Genomic DNA, 14,191 nt, shown 5'->3' on the forward strand with positions numbered 1-14,191 from the left:
GGCCCTCCTCGAACAAGGTGTCAGCGCAGCGGGGCTTCGGGCAGCATCGCGGTCGTTCCTCCGTCCACGGCGAGGCGGGCGGCACTGACGATCGAGGATTCCCCGCCCGCCAGGAAGCCGACCACCCGCGCGACCTCGGCCGCACTGCCGAACCGCCCCAGTGGGGACGACCGTAGCATCGCGGCGCTCGGCTGCGGAGCCGTCCACACGCGCCGGTTGCGCTCCACCGGGACGAAGCCGGGAGCGACCGCCGCCCTGGCCCGCCCTGGCCCGCCCGGCGCCCGGGCCGGCCTCGGAGCACTCGCCCAGTCCGTACGCTCCGTCACCGCCGGACGGTCGCGCCACCCGTCACGTGGTCCGCACCGGCACGCGGGCGTGCAGCAGTTCCAGCACGGGCACCGACCTCCCCTTCGCCAAGGCCCGAGGGCGCGCCCTCGGCCCGCTCCGAACTTACTTCCGCTCCGCAAGTTAGTAACCGCCGCGAGCCCGTCACAAGGTCGAACTCCCGCCCGCAACACACCCGCCACCCCCGCGACATCCGCCGCAACACACCGCAACGCGTCGGCAACACCCTTTCCCAGCAGTCAAGTTGACGATTGACAGCGCGCCCCGCCCTTCAGCACGATGAGCGCCGAGCCCACTCGCGGCAAGCCGGAAGGAGGGCCGATGCACACCGCTGTCCGCCGTGTCCCGCAGACCGCTCCGCAGACCACCCCGCACACCGACCGGCCCGTCGACCCGCCGGCCGACCCCCGCCGCCGCGACCCCTGCGCCGCCGACGACCGCGCCAACTAACCGCTGCAGCAGGCCTTCGACCAGTACTACGGCGTCCTGGAAGGCCTGACCGGCCTCTTCCCCCCTGCCCGTCACCGGGGCCGCTACGACGGCGGCTGGGACGAACTGCGCCGCAGCCGCTTCGCCCGCCAACTCGCCGCCGGACACTTCCCCGAGGGCACCCGCAGCCACTTCGGCCGCTTCCTCCACCACCCGAACCTGCCCGACGACTGGAGCCCGGACGTCGAGCGCGAGATCGCGCTCATCGGCGGCCCGCAGAGCCTGGTGCGCTACCCGCGCAGCTGGGGCCTGGCCTCGGCCGGCCGTCGAGCCACGGCGGCCGGCCGCTGCGGTCGCTGGACGACGCCGAGCAGTACCGCGAGTTGGCCTCAGTGCTCCCGGTGCTCCCGGTGCTCCGGGTGGTCCCGGCGGATCTTCCCCGGAAGGCCCGCCGGGACCACCCCCACCCGGGTTAGGCTCGATCCGCGCGGCGGCCGTCCGCGCACCGACCGAGGGGGAGCGTGTGATCGGGGACCTGCTGCCGGACGCCGTCGTGACCGAGGTGTCCTACGACGACCCGCCGGAGGCCCGGCTGGAACCGGCCGAGGAGGCCGCCGTCGTCCAGGCGGTGGCCAAGCGCCGCCGAGAGTTCACCACCGTCCGCCACTGCGCCCGCACCGCCCTCACCCGCCTCGGCATCCCCTACCGCCCGCTGGTCCCCGGCCTGCGCGGCGCCCCGAGCTGGCCCGACGGCGTCGTCGGCAGCCTCACCCACTGCGAGGGCTTCCGAGCGGCGGCCGTCGCCCACTCCGGCGACCTCGCCTCGGTCGGCATCGACGCCGAGCCCGCCCTGCCGCTCCCGGACGACGTCCTGGACGTCATCGCGCTGCCCGAGGAGGGGAAGCGGATCGTCGAACTGCTCGCCGAACACCCCGGCACCCCGTGGGACCGCATCCTGTTCAGCGCCAAGGAATCCGTGTACAAGGCGTGGTTCCCGCTCACCGAGCAGTTCCTGGACTTCAGCGAGGCCGACCTGGTCCTCTCCCCCGACGGCTCCTTCACCGCCCGGCTGCTGGTCCCCGGCCCGAACGTCAACGGCCGCCGCATCGAGGGCTTCGAGGGCCGCTGGGCCGTCGGTGACGGCCTGCTCGCCACCGCCATCGCGGTCGCCCGGTAGTCCGGCGCACCGACGACCGCACTCGGCATATCCTCGACCCCGTGACCGTGACCTATGTGATAGCTGGCACCCGGATCCACACGCTGGACGACTTCTGGGACGTGGTCGGTGAGACCATCGGCAGCGACGGCTACTTCGGCCGGAACCTCGACGCCTTCGCCGACTGCCTGCGCGGCGGCTACGGCACCCCCGAGGACGGCGACTACCTGATCGAGTGGCGCGACCACGCGGTCTCCCGGCGCAACCTCGGCTACCCCGAGACGGTCCGCCAGCTGGAACTGCGGCTGGCCCACTGCCACCCCGCCAACCGCGAGCACGTCCGCGCCGACCTCGCCGCCGCCAGGGCCGGCAAGGGGCCGACGGTGTTCGACTGGCTGGTCCGGATCATCGAGGAGGAGCACCCGGGAGGCCTCCGACTGGCCTAACGCCGCAACGCGGTCCGCGCACGTCGCCGCAACGCGGCACGCCCGCGCCTCACCGCAGCACGTCCGACAGCCGGACGAAGCGCCGCCCCGCCGCCAGCAGCCCCGGCACCGCCGCCACCACCCCGGGGGCGGTGCCGCCGCCCGGGTGGTTCATGTGGCAGATCACGATCGCCCCGGGCGGGGCCGCCGCGATCTCCTGCCGCACCTCGGCGGCGCTGAGCGTCGCCCCGCCGTCGCCGTTCACGGTGAAGCCCGCGGCGCGTTCCCCCAGGTCGGCGACCACCCTGGCGGCGACGTCGTCGTAGTGCGCGGTGCCGGAGCGGAAGAAGCGCACCGGGCGGCCGAGCAGCCCGGCGAGCTTGTGCGCGTTGCCAGCGACCTCGTCGTACACCTCGCCGACGCCACCGGTGCCGGCGATGCCGTAGGCGGAGCGGCCGGTGACCGAGAGCGGGCGGTGGACGGTGCCGTGGTTGCCGATCTCGAAGAGCGGGTCGGCGGCGAGCTGCTCGAACACGTCCGGGTTGGCGTCGATCCAGCGGGCGTTCAGGAAGAGCGTGGCGGGGACGGAACGTTTCCGCAGGAAGTCGATCAGGTCGGCGTCGTACCCGTTCCCGCCGGGGCCGCCACAGGCGTCGAAGGTGAGCGCCGTCGCGCTCTCGCCGGCGGGCAGCTCGGTGATCACCCCGGTGACCTCCATCCCCCACTGCTTCGGCTCGGTGCCGCCGTACCGGGCGACCAGCTCGGCCCGGGACGGCTCCGGGCGCCCGGGCGCAGCGGTCGGGTTGGTCGGGTTGGTCGGGGTGGTCGGGGCGGGCGTCGGGGGCTCCGACGGCGTCGCCGCCGATATCGCCGAGGCCTCGGCGGCCTCGGAAACCGAAGCGGAAGCCGCCGGGGCCGCCGCCCCGCCGCCCGCCGAGGGCCCGCACCCCGCCAGCGTGCTCCCGGCCACCGCCGCCAGCAGCGCCCGCCGACTCAGTGCCACACCCGTCTCCTCCGCGATGATCCGATCCGCTCGCTATGAATATGAACGGACTATTCATCACCGCCCGCAACTCGCCGACCCGGCCGACGGCGACCCCCTTCACCGACCCGCCCCCCGCCCGTGGGCCCCGGCTCACCCCTGATTCACCACCACGGGTAAGGAGCCGAACGGACCCCGCCCGATCTGCCCCGGAGGACCCGATGCCCGCCGACCACGACACCCCACGCCCCGCCCGTCGCGACCTCCTCCGCACCGGCCTCACCACCGGAGCCGCCGCCGCCCTCGGCCTGGCCGCGACCACCCCCGCCGCCGCCGCCGCACCCGGCGCACCCGGCACCGAGCGGACCCTCACCCTCACCGGCCACCTCCCCACCGGCTCCCCCGACTTCGTCCACCTCCCCGTCGAAGTCCCCGCCGGTGTCCGCGAGATCGCCGTCAGCTACGGCTACGACAAGCCCCCGGTCCCGGCCGGCACTCCCGGCAACTCCTGCGACATCGGCATCTTCGACGAACGCGGCACCGACCTCGGCGGCCCCGGCTTCCGCGGCTGGTCCGGCGGTTTCCGTACCGAGTTCAGCCTCGCCCGCGACACCGCGACCCCCGGCTACCTCCCCGGCCCGATCAACCCGGGCACCTGGCACCTCGCCCTCGGCCCCTACCAGATCGCGCCGCAGGGGCTGGACTACCACGTCCAGGTCACCCTCCGGTTCGGCGCCCCCGGGCCGGCGTTCACCCCGCACTACCCGTCCGAGCGGGCCCGCGGCCGCGGCCGCGCCTGGTACCGGGGCGACTGCCACCTGCACACCGTGCACTCCGACGGACGGCGCCTCCCGGAGGAGGTGGCCGCCGGAGCCCGCGCGGCCGGCCTCGACTTCATCGTCTCCACCGACCACAACACCAGTTCCTCGCACGCGGTCTGGGGCCCGCTGGCCGGCGCCGACCTGCTGATCATCCCGGGCGAGGAGATCACCACCCGCAACGGCCACTGGCTGGCCCTCGGCCTCGAAGCGGGCCAGTTCGTCGACTGGCGCTACCGCTCCCGCGACGAGGAGCACCCGCGCTTCGTCCGTCAGGTCCACCGCTCCGGCGGCCTGGTGGTGCCCGCGCACCCGTACTGCCCGTACGTCGCCTGCCAGTGGAAGTTCGGCTACGAGCAGGCCGACGGCGTCGAGGTGTGGAACGGGCCCTGGACGTACGACGACGAGTCCGCGGTCGACACCTGGGACGGCCGGCTCGCCGTCGCCCTGCGCGAGGGCCGTTCCTGGCTGCCCGCCCTGGGCAACAGCGACGCGCACAGCGCCCCGCAGGTCATCGGCTCCCCGCACAACGTCGTCCTGGCCGAGGACCTCACCCGGGACGCGATCCTCGACGGGCTGCGCGACGGGCGCAGCTGGCTCGCCGAATCCGCCTCCGTCCAGCTGGAGTTCACCGTCACCGGGCACGGCCGCCGGGCCGGCATCGGCGAGGAGCTGGCCGTCCCGGCGGACGCCCCGTTGGACGTCCGGCTCGCCGTCTCCGGCGTCCCCGGCGGGACGGTCCGCCTCCTCACCGACGAGGGCCAGCTGCACCAGGAGTCACTGCCCGCCGACGGCTCCGGCACGGTGGTCTGGCGCACGACGGCCTCGCTCGCCGCCTACGTCCGGGCCGAGGTCCGCCACCCGAAGCCGGACGGGTCGCCCGGCAAGGGCAACGCGATGGGCCCGGACCTCCCCTGGGGCCCGATGGCGGCCCTCACCAACCCGATCGTGCTGCGCGTCGAGGACCGCTGAGCGCCCCGGTGCAGGAGTGGGGACGACTCGGGGCACCGGCGTGGACTAGGTTGATCCCCGAAAGCACCAGTCGTAGGGACGAGGCGGTCGGCTGTCCGTATCCGGGCCGGCCGGCCCGTCCGCACTCCGACCGCCTCGCCCCGGCTACCCGTCCGTCCCCGGCCCGCGAAGGGATCAGCAGCTGTGAACCGTACGACCGTAGGTGGGCCGGAGCTCGGGGGCGGCCGGGGCGCCGGCGGCGTCCTCGTGCTCGTCGACCCGGCCGGGGCCGGCCAGAGCCCGGTCGCGAGCCGGCTCGCGGAGGAGCTGCACCCGAGCGTCCACCTGCGTGCGCACGACTTCCTGCGGGTCATCCGGCGCGGCCAGCTCCCGCCGCACCTCCCCGAGGCCGAGCGGCAGAACACCACCGCCCTCGCCGCAGCCGCGCAGGCCGCCTTCGCCTACGCGACCGGCGGCTACCAGGTCATCGTCGAGTGCCCGGCCGCCCCGCCCACCCTCGACACCTTCCGCCGCGAGAGCCGCACCACCGGCGCCGCCCTCCACCTCGTCGTCCTCCAGCCCACCCCGGGCGCCGTCCCCGGCCCGCACACCCTGGACACCAGCTCCCTCACCCCCGCCGGCGCCGCCGAGTCCATCCTCGCCGCCCTCACCCGCCGCACCCACCTCCTCGGCTGGTGACCCCGCCGGGTGCCCGAGGCCCCGGCCCCGGGCACCCGGCCCCGCTACAGGACCGGCGCGGCGCCCCGCGTCAGGTCCTCGAAGACGTCCAACAGGTACCCGCTCACCAGGGAGCCGTCCAGGGCCAGCTTCGGGTTGACGACCAGGTTGGTGCCCCGCGTCATCGCCAGCCGGACGAAGCGGTCGAACTGCTCGTCGCTCAGGATCCCGGCCACCGTGAACGCGGGCAGCTGGACGCCGCTGCGCGCCCAGTTCCGCACGTAGGAGTCCAGCTCCAGCGGATCGGTGAGCAGTGTGATCACCCCGTCCACGACCACGGGGTCCCCGGTCTCCGCGTCCACCAGGTACGCCAGTGGCGCGTAGTACCGCCGGCAGTCCGAGTAGGCCTCTTCGATGGCCCGGGTGTACCGCACCGCCTTGGCCCGGACGCACGGGATCGGCTCCTCCCCTTGGCGGAGCAGCCTCGAGTAGGGGGCGAATCCGGAGCCGTCGGGCGTGTAGCACCAAGGGTCCCCCGACCTCCGCGCGGCGGCGAAGTCCGCGTTCATCCGCTCGGCGCCCTCCGCCGCCCTCCGCTCCGAGCGCCGGGCCACCCGACCGCGGTCGGTGACGTAGTTCGCGCCGCCGTCCTCCAACGAGATCCGGACACACCAGCCGCCCCGGGAGAAGTCGTCGTACTCCGACTTCCAGGCGATGCGGGCGACCGGCAACTGCGCCCTCGCGATCCCGCCGAACATCCACTGGCCGCCCTGGAGGGCGGCGATCCAGCCCGCGTAGTCGAAGTTGCGCAACCGCGGATTCTCCCGGAGGAGTTCGCCGTCCACCCCGCCGAGCACCCGGTCCGTCGGCCGCAGGCACTCCTGGTGCACCAGGCCGATGTCCTCGGGGCGGCCCTCCTCGTCGACCTCGATCAGCGGTGCGCCCGCCTCGGACACGGCGTCGCCGCAGTGCCGGCAGCCGAAGGCGTCCTCGACGCGTTCGGCGAGGTTCGCGCAGTGCTCCGCGTGCGCGCGGGCCGCCGGTGCGTCACTCGGGTCGTCCGTGAACGTGGCGGGGATCATGAGCACCCGCCGGTCCCGGTACTCCTCCGCACGGTTTTCGAGGTGCCTTTCCAGTCCCGCCCAGGTGGCCCACCGTCCGACGACCCTCCACCGCTCCCCCGGCGCCCACTCGACGTGCCCGTCCGCGAAGGTGACGCGCTTCGCCCCGGCCTCGTCGAACCTGCGGAAGTCCGCGATGACGAGTTCGCGCCCCTCGAAGGAGGCCTCCGCGAGCACCACCTCCCGGCCGAACGCCAGCCCGGCCACCGTCTCCCGGTTCAGCAGCCCGCTCGCGCCGGGCCCCGGCGGCTCCGGGTGGTCCCGGACGTACTTGCCCATCCGCGCCCGCAGACCCTCGGCATCGATCGCGAGCCTGTCCCGTGCCAGCGACACCGCCAGCGCGATCAGGCCGCCCCAGAGCAGCCGCGGTCCGATCGCCGACCGGACGCTGAGCATCAGCAGTGCGGCCGACTCCAGCGAACCGCCCTCCCGCACGTCCAGCGAGCTGACCCTGATCCGGGCCAGGATCTCCCGCAGCTCCACCGCCGTGATCGCGCGCCCGGTCGCCGTCTCGTAGTGCGCCCGGACAAGCCCCTCGGTCTTCTCCAGGACGTCCCGCTCGGCCCCGTTGAGCGGAAGCTCCGCGCTGCTCGACCGGCTCAGCCGCGCGGCCTCCGTCAACTTGCGCAGTTCCCTGCGCACCCGGGCGGACGCCTCGGTCGAGGTCGCCAGCAGATAGACGTCCCCGGGCCGGCTGTCCGTCACGTACTGCCGCACGAACTGGCCCAGCACCGACCCGAAGTCCGAGGTCGGCGCGGCCGACACGCTGATCGTGTTCTTGGCCTGGACGAAGTACCGCACCCCGGGCCCGACCAGCACGAGGTCGTCGATCTCGTCCTCCGTCTCGAACCGCAGCTCCTCGACCCGGACCGCGCCGTCGAGCCCCAGCAGGCTCAGATCGGCGAGGTCGCACAGCATGTGGCACATGGCGAGCGCCGCCACGCGCTGCTGGAAGTCGATGCCGGAATGCGCCGCGGCACCTCCGCTGTTCCCCAAGGAATCCCCTCTCCTGTTCAGACGTCCCGGTAACGGGCCGGGCGGCCCGCACGACACGCCCCGGCGCCCCGGCGCCCCGTCGGCCGTCTCCCGCAGGAAGTCCGCGCGCCCGGTAGCCGCCCCGGGTAGTGCGGCGGTGTTCTGAGCCCCCCGGGCCACCTCCGCGCCCCTTTCCCGCCCCGGACCGGGGTCCATCACGTACCGTGTTCGGATCACCACCGGTTTGGGTACGTACCTCGGCGCGCCCGACGGGCGCCGAACACCGCGGAGCCGGTCACAGCGCCGCCACACCGTCACACTGCGCGTTCAGCGCCCCCGGTCCGGGGTCGTCACTCCACCGCCGAGACCGGGTACATCACACACCGGGAGACCGACCATCATGAGCCACGACCACATCCCCGCCCCCGTACGCCGGACCTACGGTGCCGGCGATCTGTCCCGGGCCGCGAGCTTCGCCGGTGGATTCATCAACTTCGGCTACTGGCAGGACATGGACCTCACCGCCCCGACGACCGAGGACCGGGTCCACAGCCAGGAGCAGCTCTACCGCCGGGTCCTGCGGGAGTTCGCGGAGCCACGTGAGCGGCTGCGGCTGGCCGAGGTCGGCTGCGGGCGCGGGCTCGGCGCGGCGCTCGCCCTGCGCGAGTTCCGGTTCGGGGGCGTGACCGGCGTCGACATCCACCCGGACCAGATCGAGCGCGCCCGCGCCGTCAACGCCAAAGCCCTGGCCACCTACCCCGATCGGCTGGCCTACACCTTCGGATCGGCCAACCAACTCCCCTTCGCCGACGCCTCCCTGGACGGCGTCTACTCCGTCGAGGCCGCCCAGCACTTCCGCGAACTCACCGGCTTCGCCCGCGAGGCCGCCCGCGTCCTACGCCCGGGCGGCCGACTCGTCGTGACCACCTTCTTCGCCGCCGCCGGACCGGACATCACCGAGCGCCTGAGCATCCTCCTCGCCAGCTTCGCCGACGGCCTCGACGTCCCCCATCCCCTCGCCGCCTTCACCAGCGACCTCACCGCGGCCGGCTTCGCCACCATCACCACCGAGTCCATCGGCGACGCCGTCTGGCCCGGCCTCGACCGCTATCTCACCGACGCCGTCCCTCCCGGTCACTGGAGCCGCAACTTCCTCCCCGCCTGGCGCAGCGGCCTCCTCGACTACCACGTCGTCACCGCCACCCGGCCCGGGCCGGCGGAAATGGCCCGCCAGCCGATCTGACGAGCCGCCCCGCGGCAGCGCGGCCGACCCCCCCCCGCACGTCACGAGGCCCTGACGCCCCCCTTCGCCGTCCGTCCCGGCCCGCCGACGGCACCGGGCCCGGCGGGTGCCCGGCGGCCGCGACGCGCCGGATCAGCCGACCGCCGCGCCCACCCGCGGCGACGGCTCGGCCGCCGGGCCGGCCAGCGCCGCCAGCCGGCGCAGGCTGGCCCGGCGCTGGAGCGCGCCGAGGCCGACGGTCGCCGCGCCGAGGGCCAGCCAGCCGGCCGGACCGGCCGTCATCACCACGCCGGTGAGCAGCAGCGGGCCCACCGACTTCTGCACCGACTGGGCCATCCCGGCCACCCCCAGGTAGGAGGCCTGGGCCCCCGGGGGTGCCAGGACGACCGCCAGCTCCCAGGAGCTCACCGAGCGCATCAGCTCCGCCAGCGTGACCAGCATCGCCGCGGCGAGCAGCGCGAGCGAGGCCGTCCACGGCCCGCCGCCGGTGGCGAGCGCGGTCAGCAGGCAGCAGCCGAGCAGCGTCAGGCCGTACCAGCCCACCGCCGCGGCCGCCCCGCGCGGGCCCTCCGCCCGCGCCGAGACGCGCAGTTGCAGGAGCACCACGAGCACCGTGTTGAGGATCAGGAAGGCCGGGACGACGGCGTGCGGCGCGCCGGTGTGGTGGACGAGCCAGAGCGGCAGGCCGACGTTGAGGATCGAGTCGTCGAGGTTCAGCGGCATGTCCAGCGCGACGAACAGCAGGTAGCCCCGGTCGCGCCAGGGGCTCGGCACGGCCGCCGGGGCGGCGGCGGGCTCCTCCCCGGAGGCCGCCGCGACCAGGCCGCGCCCGGCCGGCTCCCGGGTGCGCCAGACCAGGACGGCAGCGAGGACGAAGGAGAGCGCGTTGGCCACGATCAGCGCGCGGTAGGCGGTCGTGGTGCCCATCGCCAGGCCGATCGCCGCGATGCCCGCGCCGAGCGCGTACCCGGCGTTGGCCACGCTGCGGAACAGCGCCTGGTACGTGCCGCGCCGCTCGCCCGCGATCCGGGTGGCGAACAGCATCTCCAGGGTCTTGGCCGCACGTTCGGCCAGGCAGGTCAGGGCGACGGCGGGGAGCAGCGTGGCGAAGTCGTCGACGACCAGCAGCAGGCCCATCGTCCCGATCCGCAGCAGGTGGCACCCGATCAGCAGCCACCGCACCGGCAGCCGTTCGGCCGCCCGCCCGGCGAGCGGGGATCCGGCGATGCCCGCCGCCGCGCCCACGCCCAGCAGCACGCCGAGCTGTCGGGCGTCCATTGCGCACACGTAGGTGAAGTACAGCACCGAGGCCGCCGCCCACACCCCGCTCCCGGTCCGGTCGACGCACTGCGCCAGCAGCATGATCCGCGCGTCCCGCCCGCCCGGCGGCTTCCGCAGCTGCGCCATCAGTCCGTTCCCCCGCATGGCAGGCCCCCGTTGCGTGATCGGCATCAATCTCGACATCAAGATACTTCACGTCGAGATAGATGCGGAAGCCCCGGCCGCGCGCCCGCCGGAGCCCCGGCCCCCGGGCTCCGGACCTCGACGGCGGGCAGGCGGTGCGCCACACTCTCCCCAGCAGCATCCGCGCTCCCAACGCACCGGCACGACGTCACGATCCACCGCCACATCGGAGAGCCACACGGTGACCACTCGTCAACTGCTGCACATCGCCTTCTCGTCCGGCCGGGCCGGGTCCGGTCCCGCCACCTGGGGCCAACAGGCCATCCGGGACGCCGTGAGCCGGCTCGCCCCGGCCGACGCGCCGCGCTACAACATCGCCGCGGCTGCGCCGCTCGACCCCGGGCTGCCGCTGCCCGTCCTGCTCGCAGGCCTGGAGCGACTGCTCCATCTGCACGACTCGCTGCACACCCGCCTGGTGCCGGGCGAGGCCGGCCGCTTGCGCCAAGTAGTCGACCCCGAGGGCCGGTTGGAGGTGGAGGTACGGCACTGCGCGGAGTCGGCCGATCCGGTCGAGGCGGGCGCGTGGCTGCACGAGGAGCTGGCGGCGCTGCCGTTCGACACCACCGCCCAGTGGCCGATCCGGGTCGGCGTCGTGGAGACGGGCGGGTCGGCCCGGTACGTGAGCCTGGTGCTCTCGCACACCGCGGTCGACGGCACGGGGATGAACCGCCTGGTGGCCGACCTGACCGCGCTCTGCCAGGGCACCTCGCCGGACGAGCTGGCCAAGATCCGCGAGCCCGCCCAGCAACCGCTGGAGGAGGCGGAGTTCCAGGCCTCGGAACGCGGTCGACGGCGGGACGAGGGCGCCCGCAAGCAGTTCCTGCGCAAGCTGCGGCTGGCCCCGGCCCGGCTGTTCCCCCCGCCCGGTGAGCCGGCCACGCCGGCCACCAGGTTCCCGAACGCCGTCCTGCGCTCGCCCGCGCTGCCCCGCGCGGTGGACCGGGTGGCGGCCGCCCACCGGGTGACCTCCTCCTCGGTGCTGCTGGCGGCGACGGCGGCGATGACGGCCCGGCTGTCGGGCTCGACGGACGCGGTGCTGAACGTCGTGGTGAGCAACCGCTTCCTGCCCGAGCTGACCAACGCGGTGAGCGTGGTCGCGGGCGACGGGCTGTTCCACCTCCCGGACGCCACCGCCGAGTTCGGGGACGTCGTCCGGCGCACCAACGCCGCCGCGATCGGCGCCTACCGCCACGCCTACCACGACAAGCTCCGGCTGGAGGCCGAGATCGGGCGGCTCGCCGCCGAGGGCGTCCCGCTCGCGGACCGGTCCTGCATCTTCAACGACACCCGCGAGCTGGCCACCGCGTCCCCCGACACCGGGACGGGCGAGGACGCGACCACCCTGACCTGGCCGGTGGAGTTCGAGCCCCGCCCCGGCCTGACCTACGCCCTGGACGCGCTGCAGTCCCCGGGCGCGCTGAGCCTGACCATGACGGCCGACCCGGCGGTGCTCCCGCGCCCGGCGATGGAACGCTTCCTCTACGGGATCGAGGAGTTGATCCTCACCGAGGCCCGCGCTCTCGAAGCAGCCTAGGCCCTTGTCCGGAGGGCACCGCGTGATGCGCGGTGCCCTCCGGCGCCCCCTCACCACCCGTTGTTCCCCCGGCCCGCCGCTACGCTGGGCCCATGCGGATCCTCCTCCTCGGCGGCACCTCCTTCGTCGGCCGCGCGATCGCCGACGACGCCCTGCGCAGTGGCGCCGAGGTCGCCCTGTTCACCCGCGGCCGGACCAACCCCGGTCTCTTCCCCGCCGCCGCCCACCTGATCGGCGACCGCGACACCGGCGACTACACCGCCCTGCGCGGCGGCCGCTGGGACGCGGTGGTGGACGTCAGCGGCTACCGCCCCCGCCAGGTCGGCCAGGCCATGGACGCGCTCGGCGACCGGGTCGGCCGCTACCTGTTCATCTCCAGCCACGCGGTGTACGAGCGCGCCGGTCTCGCCCCCGGCTCTGACGAGTCCGTCCCGCGCCGCGCACCGCTGCGCGACGCCGAGCAGCTCACCGAGGAGACGTACGGCCGGCTCAAGGTCGCCTGCGAGGACGACGTCACCGCCCGCTACGGGGACGGGGCGACGATCGTGCGCCCCGGAAAGGTGGCCGGCCCCCACGACGAGCAGCGCGGGCTCACCTACTGGGCGCGCCGGGCCGCCCGGGGCGGGCGGATCGCGCTGCCGGGGCGGCCGGAGCAGCCCGTCCAGGTGGTCGACGTGCGCGACCTGGCCCGGCTGGTGGTCCGGCTGCTCCAGGACGGCCGGGCGGGTGCCTTCCACGCCGTCGGCCCGGCCGAAGCGACCACACTGGGCGGGCTGATCGCCACCTGCGCCGAGGTCGCGGGCACCGAGGTGGAGGTCGTCCCGGTGCCGCCGGAGAGCGCGCCGCCGCCGTTCTTCCCGCTGGTCCGGGCCGCACCGCTCTGGCCCGGACAGCAGCGCAGCGCCGCCCGGGCCAGAGCGGCCGGGCTGCCGGCGACCCCGCTCGCGGTCACCGCCGCCGACGTGCTCGCCTGGGACCGCGAGCGCGGCGAACCGCCCCTCGGCCACGGCTTCACGCCCGAGCAGGAGGCCCGGGTGCTGGCCGAAGCGACGGGGTCGAGGCCCTGAACGGCCGCCGCCCCGGCACCGCACGCCCGAGCAGAACGGACTGCCGGACGGCCACCCCGTCCTGACCGGTTGTCAGTGTCACGCGCTATGGTCGGCCCCGAACGATCCCACCAGCACCTGCACAGCACCGCCAGGGGGCACCATGACCGCGCACCGCACCACCGCGCACAGCGCCGGCCCGCGCACCACCCCGCTCGACGCACCGCTCGAAGCGCCGCTCAGCACCGCCGATCTCGTCGAGGGCTGGCGGCGGGTGGGCGTCCGCGAGGGCATGGCGGTGATCGTGCACTCCTCGCTCTCCAGCCTCGGCCGGGTCGACGGCGGTGCCGCGTCCGTGGTGGCCAGCCTGCGCGAGGCGGTCGGGCCCGGCGGCACGGTCGCGGTGCCCACCTTCACCACCGCCGTCGTCCGGGACCCGGCACCGGAGCACACCGGCCTGCCGAGCCCCGAGGTCTCCGAACGGCGCGCCGCCGTCCCGCTGTTCCACCCCGGGCTCCCCTCACTGACGGGCGCCGTACCGGAGGCGCTGCGCGCGCTGCCGGAGAGCCTGCGCAGCACGCATCCGCAGGCCTCGGTCGCCGCGGTCGGGGCGCACGCCCGCGAGGTCACCGCCCGCCGCTCGCTGGGCTTCGCGGTCGGTCGCGAGTCGCCCTTCGGCGCGCTGCACGACCTCGGCGGGTACGTGCTGCTGATCGGTGTCGGGCACAACCGCAACACCTTCCTGCACTACGCAGAGACCTTCGCGCCCAACCGCCGCCTCAAGCTCCGGCGCTTCCCGATGGCGATCCAGGGCGAGCGGGTCTGGATCGAGGCACCCGACGTGGGCGACGACAACGACACCCACTTCCCTGCCGTGGGAAAGGAGTTCGAGGAGCGGGCGGGCATCCGCGAGGTGCTGGTCGGCAACGCGCCCTGTCGGCTGATCCCGGTCCGGGAGCTCATACCCTTCGCCGTCCGCCGCCTCACCGAGCTGCTGGCGGCGGACGGCCCCGGAGCGGCGTAG

At 74.8% G+C, this 14,191-nt stretch carries 13 protein-coding genes; 9 read left to right on the plus strand and 4 right to left on the minus strand.

From position 1 onward, the window contains the following. Positions 1 to 20: 20 nt before the first annotated feature. Positions 21 to 527: an SDR family oxidoreductase gene (locus ACIO9K_RS11560; protein ID WP_400328729.1), complete on the minus strand. Its 507-nt coding sequence runs from the start codon at positions 525 to 527 to the stop codon at positions 21 to 23. 139 nt (positions 528 to 666) lie between these two features. Between ACIO9K_RS11560 and ACIO9K_RS11565 the strand changes: the two genes are divergently transcribed. The 3 genes from ACIO9K_RS11565 to ACIO9K_RS11575 all read left to right on the plus strand — a co-directional run bounded on the left by ACIO9K_RS11565 (position 667) and on the right by ACIO9K_RS11575 (position 2,376). Continuing rightward, a complete protein-coding gene (locus tag ACIO9K_RS11565) occupies positions 667 to 795 on the plus strand; it encodes a hypothetical protein (RefSeq protein ID WP_400328732.1) in 129 nt (42 codons plus the stop codon). 502 nt (positions 796 to 1,297) lie between these two features. Next, complete coding sequence (locus ACIO9K_RS11570; protein ID WP_363581774.1) at positions 1,298 to 1,951, plus strand: 4'-phosphopantetheinyl transferase superfamily protein; 654 nt, start codon at positions 1,298 to 1,300, stop codon at positions 1,949 to 1,951. A 41-nt stretch (positions 1,952 to 1,992) separates the two neighbouring features. After that, positions 1,993 to 2,376, plus strand: coding sequence for a barstar family protein (locus ACIO9K_RS11575; protein WP_063346419.1), 384 nt, complete (start codon positions 1,993 to 1,995; stop codon positions 2,374 to 2,376). A 49-nt stretch (positions 2,377 to 2,425) separates the two neighbouring features. On the opposite strand, the gene ACIO9K_RS11580 is transcribed toward ACIO9K_RS11575, so the two are convergent. Then, the gene (locus ACIO9K_RS11580) at positions 2,426 to 3,358 is read right to left on the minus strand and encodes a polysaccharide deacetylase family protein (protein WP_400328736.1); all 933 of its coding nucleotides are present in this window, start codon (positions 3,356 to 3,358) and stop codon (positions 2,426 to 2,428) included. A 200-nt stretch (positions 3,359 to 3,558) separates the two neighbouring features. Here ACIO9K_RS11580 and ACIO9K_RS11585 point away from each other — a divergent pair, with 200 nt between their 5' ends. Together ACIO9K_RS11585 and ACIO9K_RS11590 are read left to right on the plus strand one after the other, a co-directional pair. After that, positions 3,559 to 5,127, plus strand: coding sequence for a CehA/McbA family metallohydrolase (locus ACIO9K_RS11585; RefSeq protein ID WP_400328739.1), 1,569 nt, complete (start codon positions 3,559 to 3,561; stop codon positions 5,125 to 5,127). Between the two features lie 183 nt (positions 5,128 to 5,310). Then, entirely contained in the window at positions 5,311 to 5,805 is a 495-nt protein-coding gene (locus tag ACIO9K_RS11590; RefSeq protein WP_350883659.1) for a hypothetical protein, read from the plus strand. A gap of 44 nt (positions 5,806 to 5,849) precedes the next feature. Here the strand turns inward: ACIO9K_RS11590 and ACIO9K_RS11595 are convergent, their stop codons facing one another. Next, the gene (locus ACIO9K_RS11595) at positions 5,850 to 7,901 is read right to left on the minus strand and encodes a hypothetical protein (RefSeq protein WP_400328742.1); all 2,052 of its coding nucleotides are present in this window, start codon (positions 7,899 to 7,901) and stop codon (positions 5,850 to 5,852) included. Between the two features lie 379 nt (positions 7,902 to 8,280). On the opposite strand from ACIO9K_RS11595, the gene ACIO9K_RS11600 reads away from it, so the two are divergent. Continuing rightward, the gene (locus ACIO9K_RS11600) at positions 8,281 to 9,123 is read left to right on the plus strand and encodes a class I SAM-dependent methyltransferase (protein WP_400328745.1); all 843 of its coding nucleotides are present in this window, start codon (positions 8,281 to 8,283) and stop codon (positions 9,121 to 9,123) included. Between the two features lie 132 nt (positions 9,124 to 9,255). On the opposite strand, the gene ACIO9K_RS11605 is transcribed toward ACIO9K_RS11600, so the two are convergent. Next, positions 9,256 to 10,530, minus strand: a complete 1,275-nt coding sequence (locus tag ACIO9K_RS11605; protein ID WP_363581764.1) for an MFS transporter — start codon at positions 10,528 to 10,530, stop codon at positions 9,256 to 9,258. Between the two features lie 238 nt (positions 10,531 to 10,768). Between ACIO9K_RS11605 and ACIO9K_RS11610 the strand changes: the two genes are divergently transcribed. From ACIO9K_RS11610 to ACIO9K_RS11620, 3 genes are all read left to right on the plus strand, one after another. Beyond that, on the plus strand, positions 10,769 to 12,121 hold the full coding sequence (locus ACIO9K_RS11610) for a condensation domain-containing protein (RefSeq protein ID WP_400328747.1): 1,353 nt from the start codon (positions 10,769 to 10,771) through the stop codon (positions 12,119 to 12,121). Between the two features lie 92 nt (positions 12,122 to 12,213). After that, on the plus strand, positions 12,214 to 13,188 hold the full coding sequence (locus ACIO9K_RS11615; RefSeq protein WP_400328750.1) for an NAD-dependent epimerase/dehydratase family protein: 975 nt from the start codon (positions 12,214 to 12,216) through the stop codon (positions 13,186 to 13,188). Positions 13,189 to 13,330: 142 nt separating this feature from the next. Further along, the gene (locus tag ACIO9K_RS11620) at positions 13,331 to 14,191 is read left to right on the plus strand and encodes an aminoglycoside N(3)-acetyltransferase (protein WP_400328752.1); all 861 of its coding nucleotides are present in this window, start codon (positions 13,331 to 13,333) and stop codon (positions 14,189 to 14,191) included.

This window comes from Kitasatospora sp. NPDC087271 (genome assembly GCF_044744605.1).
Lineage (GTDB): Bacteria > Actinomycetota > Actinomycetes > Streptomycetales > Streptomycetaceae > Kitasatospora.

Bases quoted from the DNA above. Each gene is read 5' to 3' on its own strand.
- ACIO9K_RS11565 (WP_400328732.1), top strand. From the start codon at position 667: ATGCACACCGCTGTCCGCCGTGTCCCGCAGACCGCTCCGCAGACCACC.
- ACIO9K_RS11585 (WP_400328739.1), top strand. From the start codon at position 3,559: ATGCCCGCCGACCACGACACCCCACGCCCCGCCCGTCGCGACCTCCTC.
- ACIO9K_RS11600 (WP_400328745.1), top strand. From the start codon at position 8,281: ATGAGCCACGACCACATCCCCGCCCCCGTACGCCGGACCTACGGTGCC.
- ACIO9K_RS11605 (WP_363581764.1), bottom strand. From the start codon at position 10,530: ATGGCGCAGCTGCGGAAGCCGCCGGGCGGGCGGGACGCGCGGATCATG.
- ACIO9K_RS11615 (WP_400328750.1), top strand. From the start codon at position 12,214: ATGCGGATCCTCCTCCTCGGCGGCACCTCCTTCGTCGGCCGCGCGATC.
- ACIO9K_RS11620 (WP_400328752.1), top strand. From the start codon at position 13,331: ATGACCGCGCACCGCACCACCGCGCACAGCGCCGGCCCGCGCACCACC.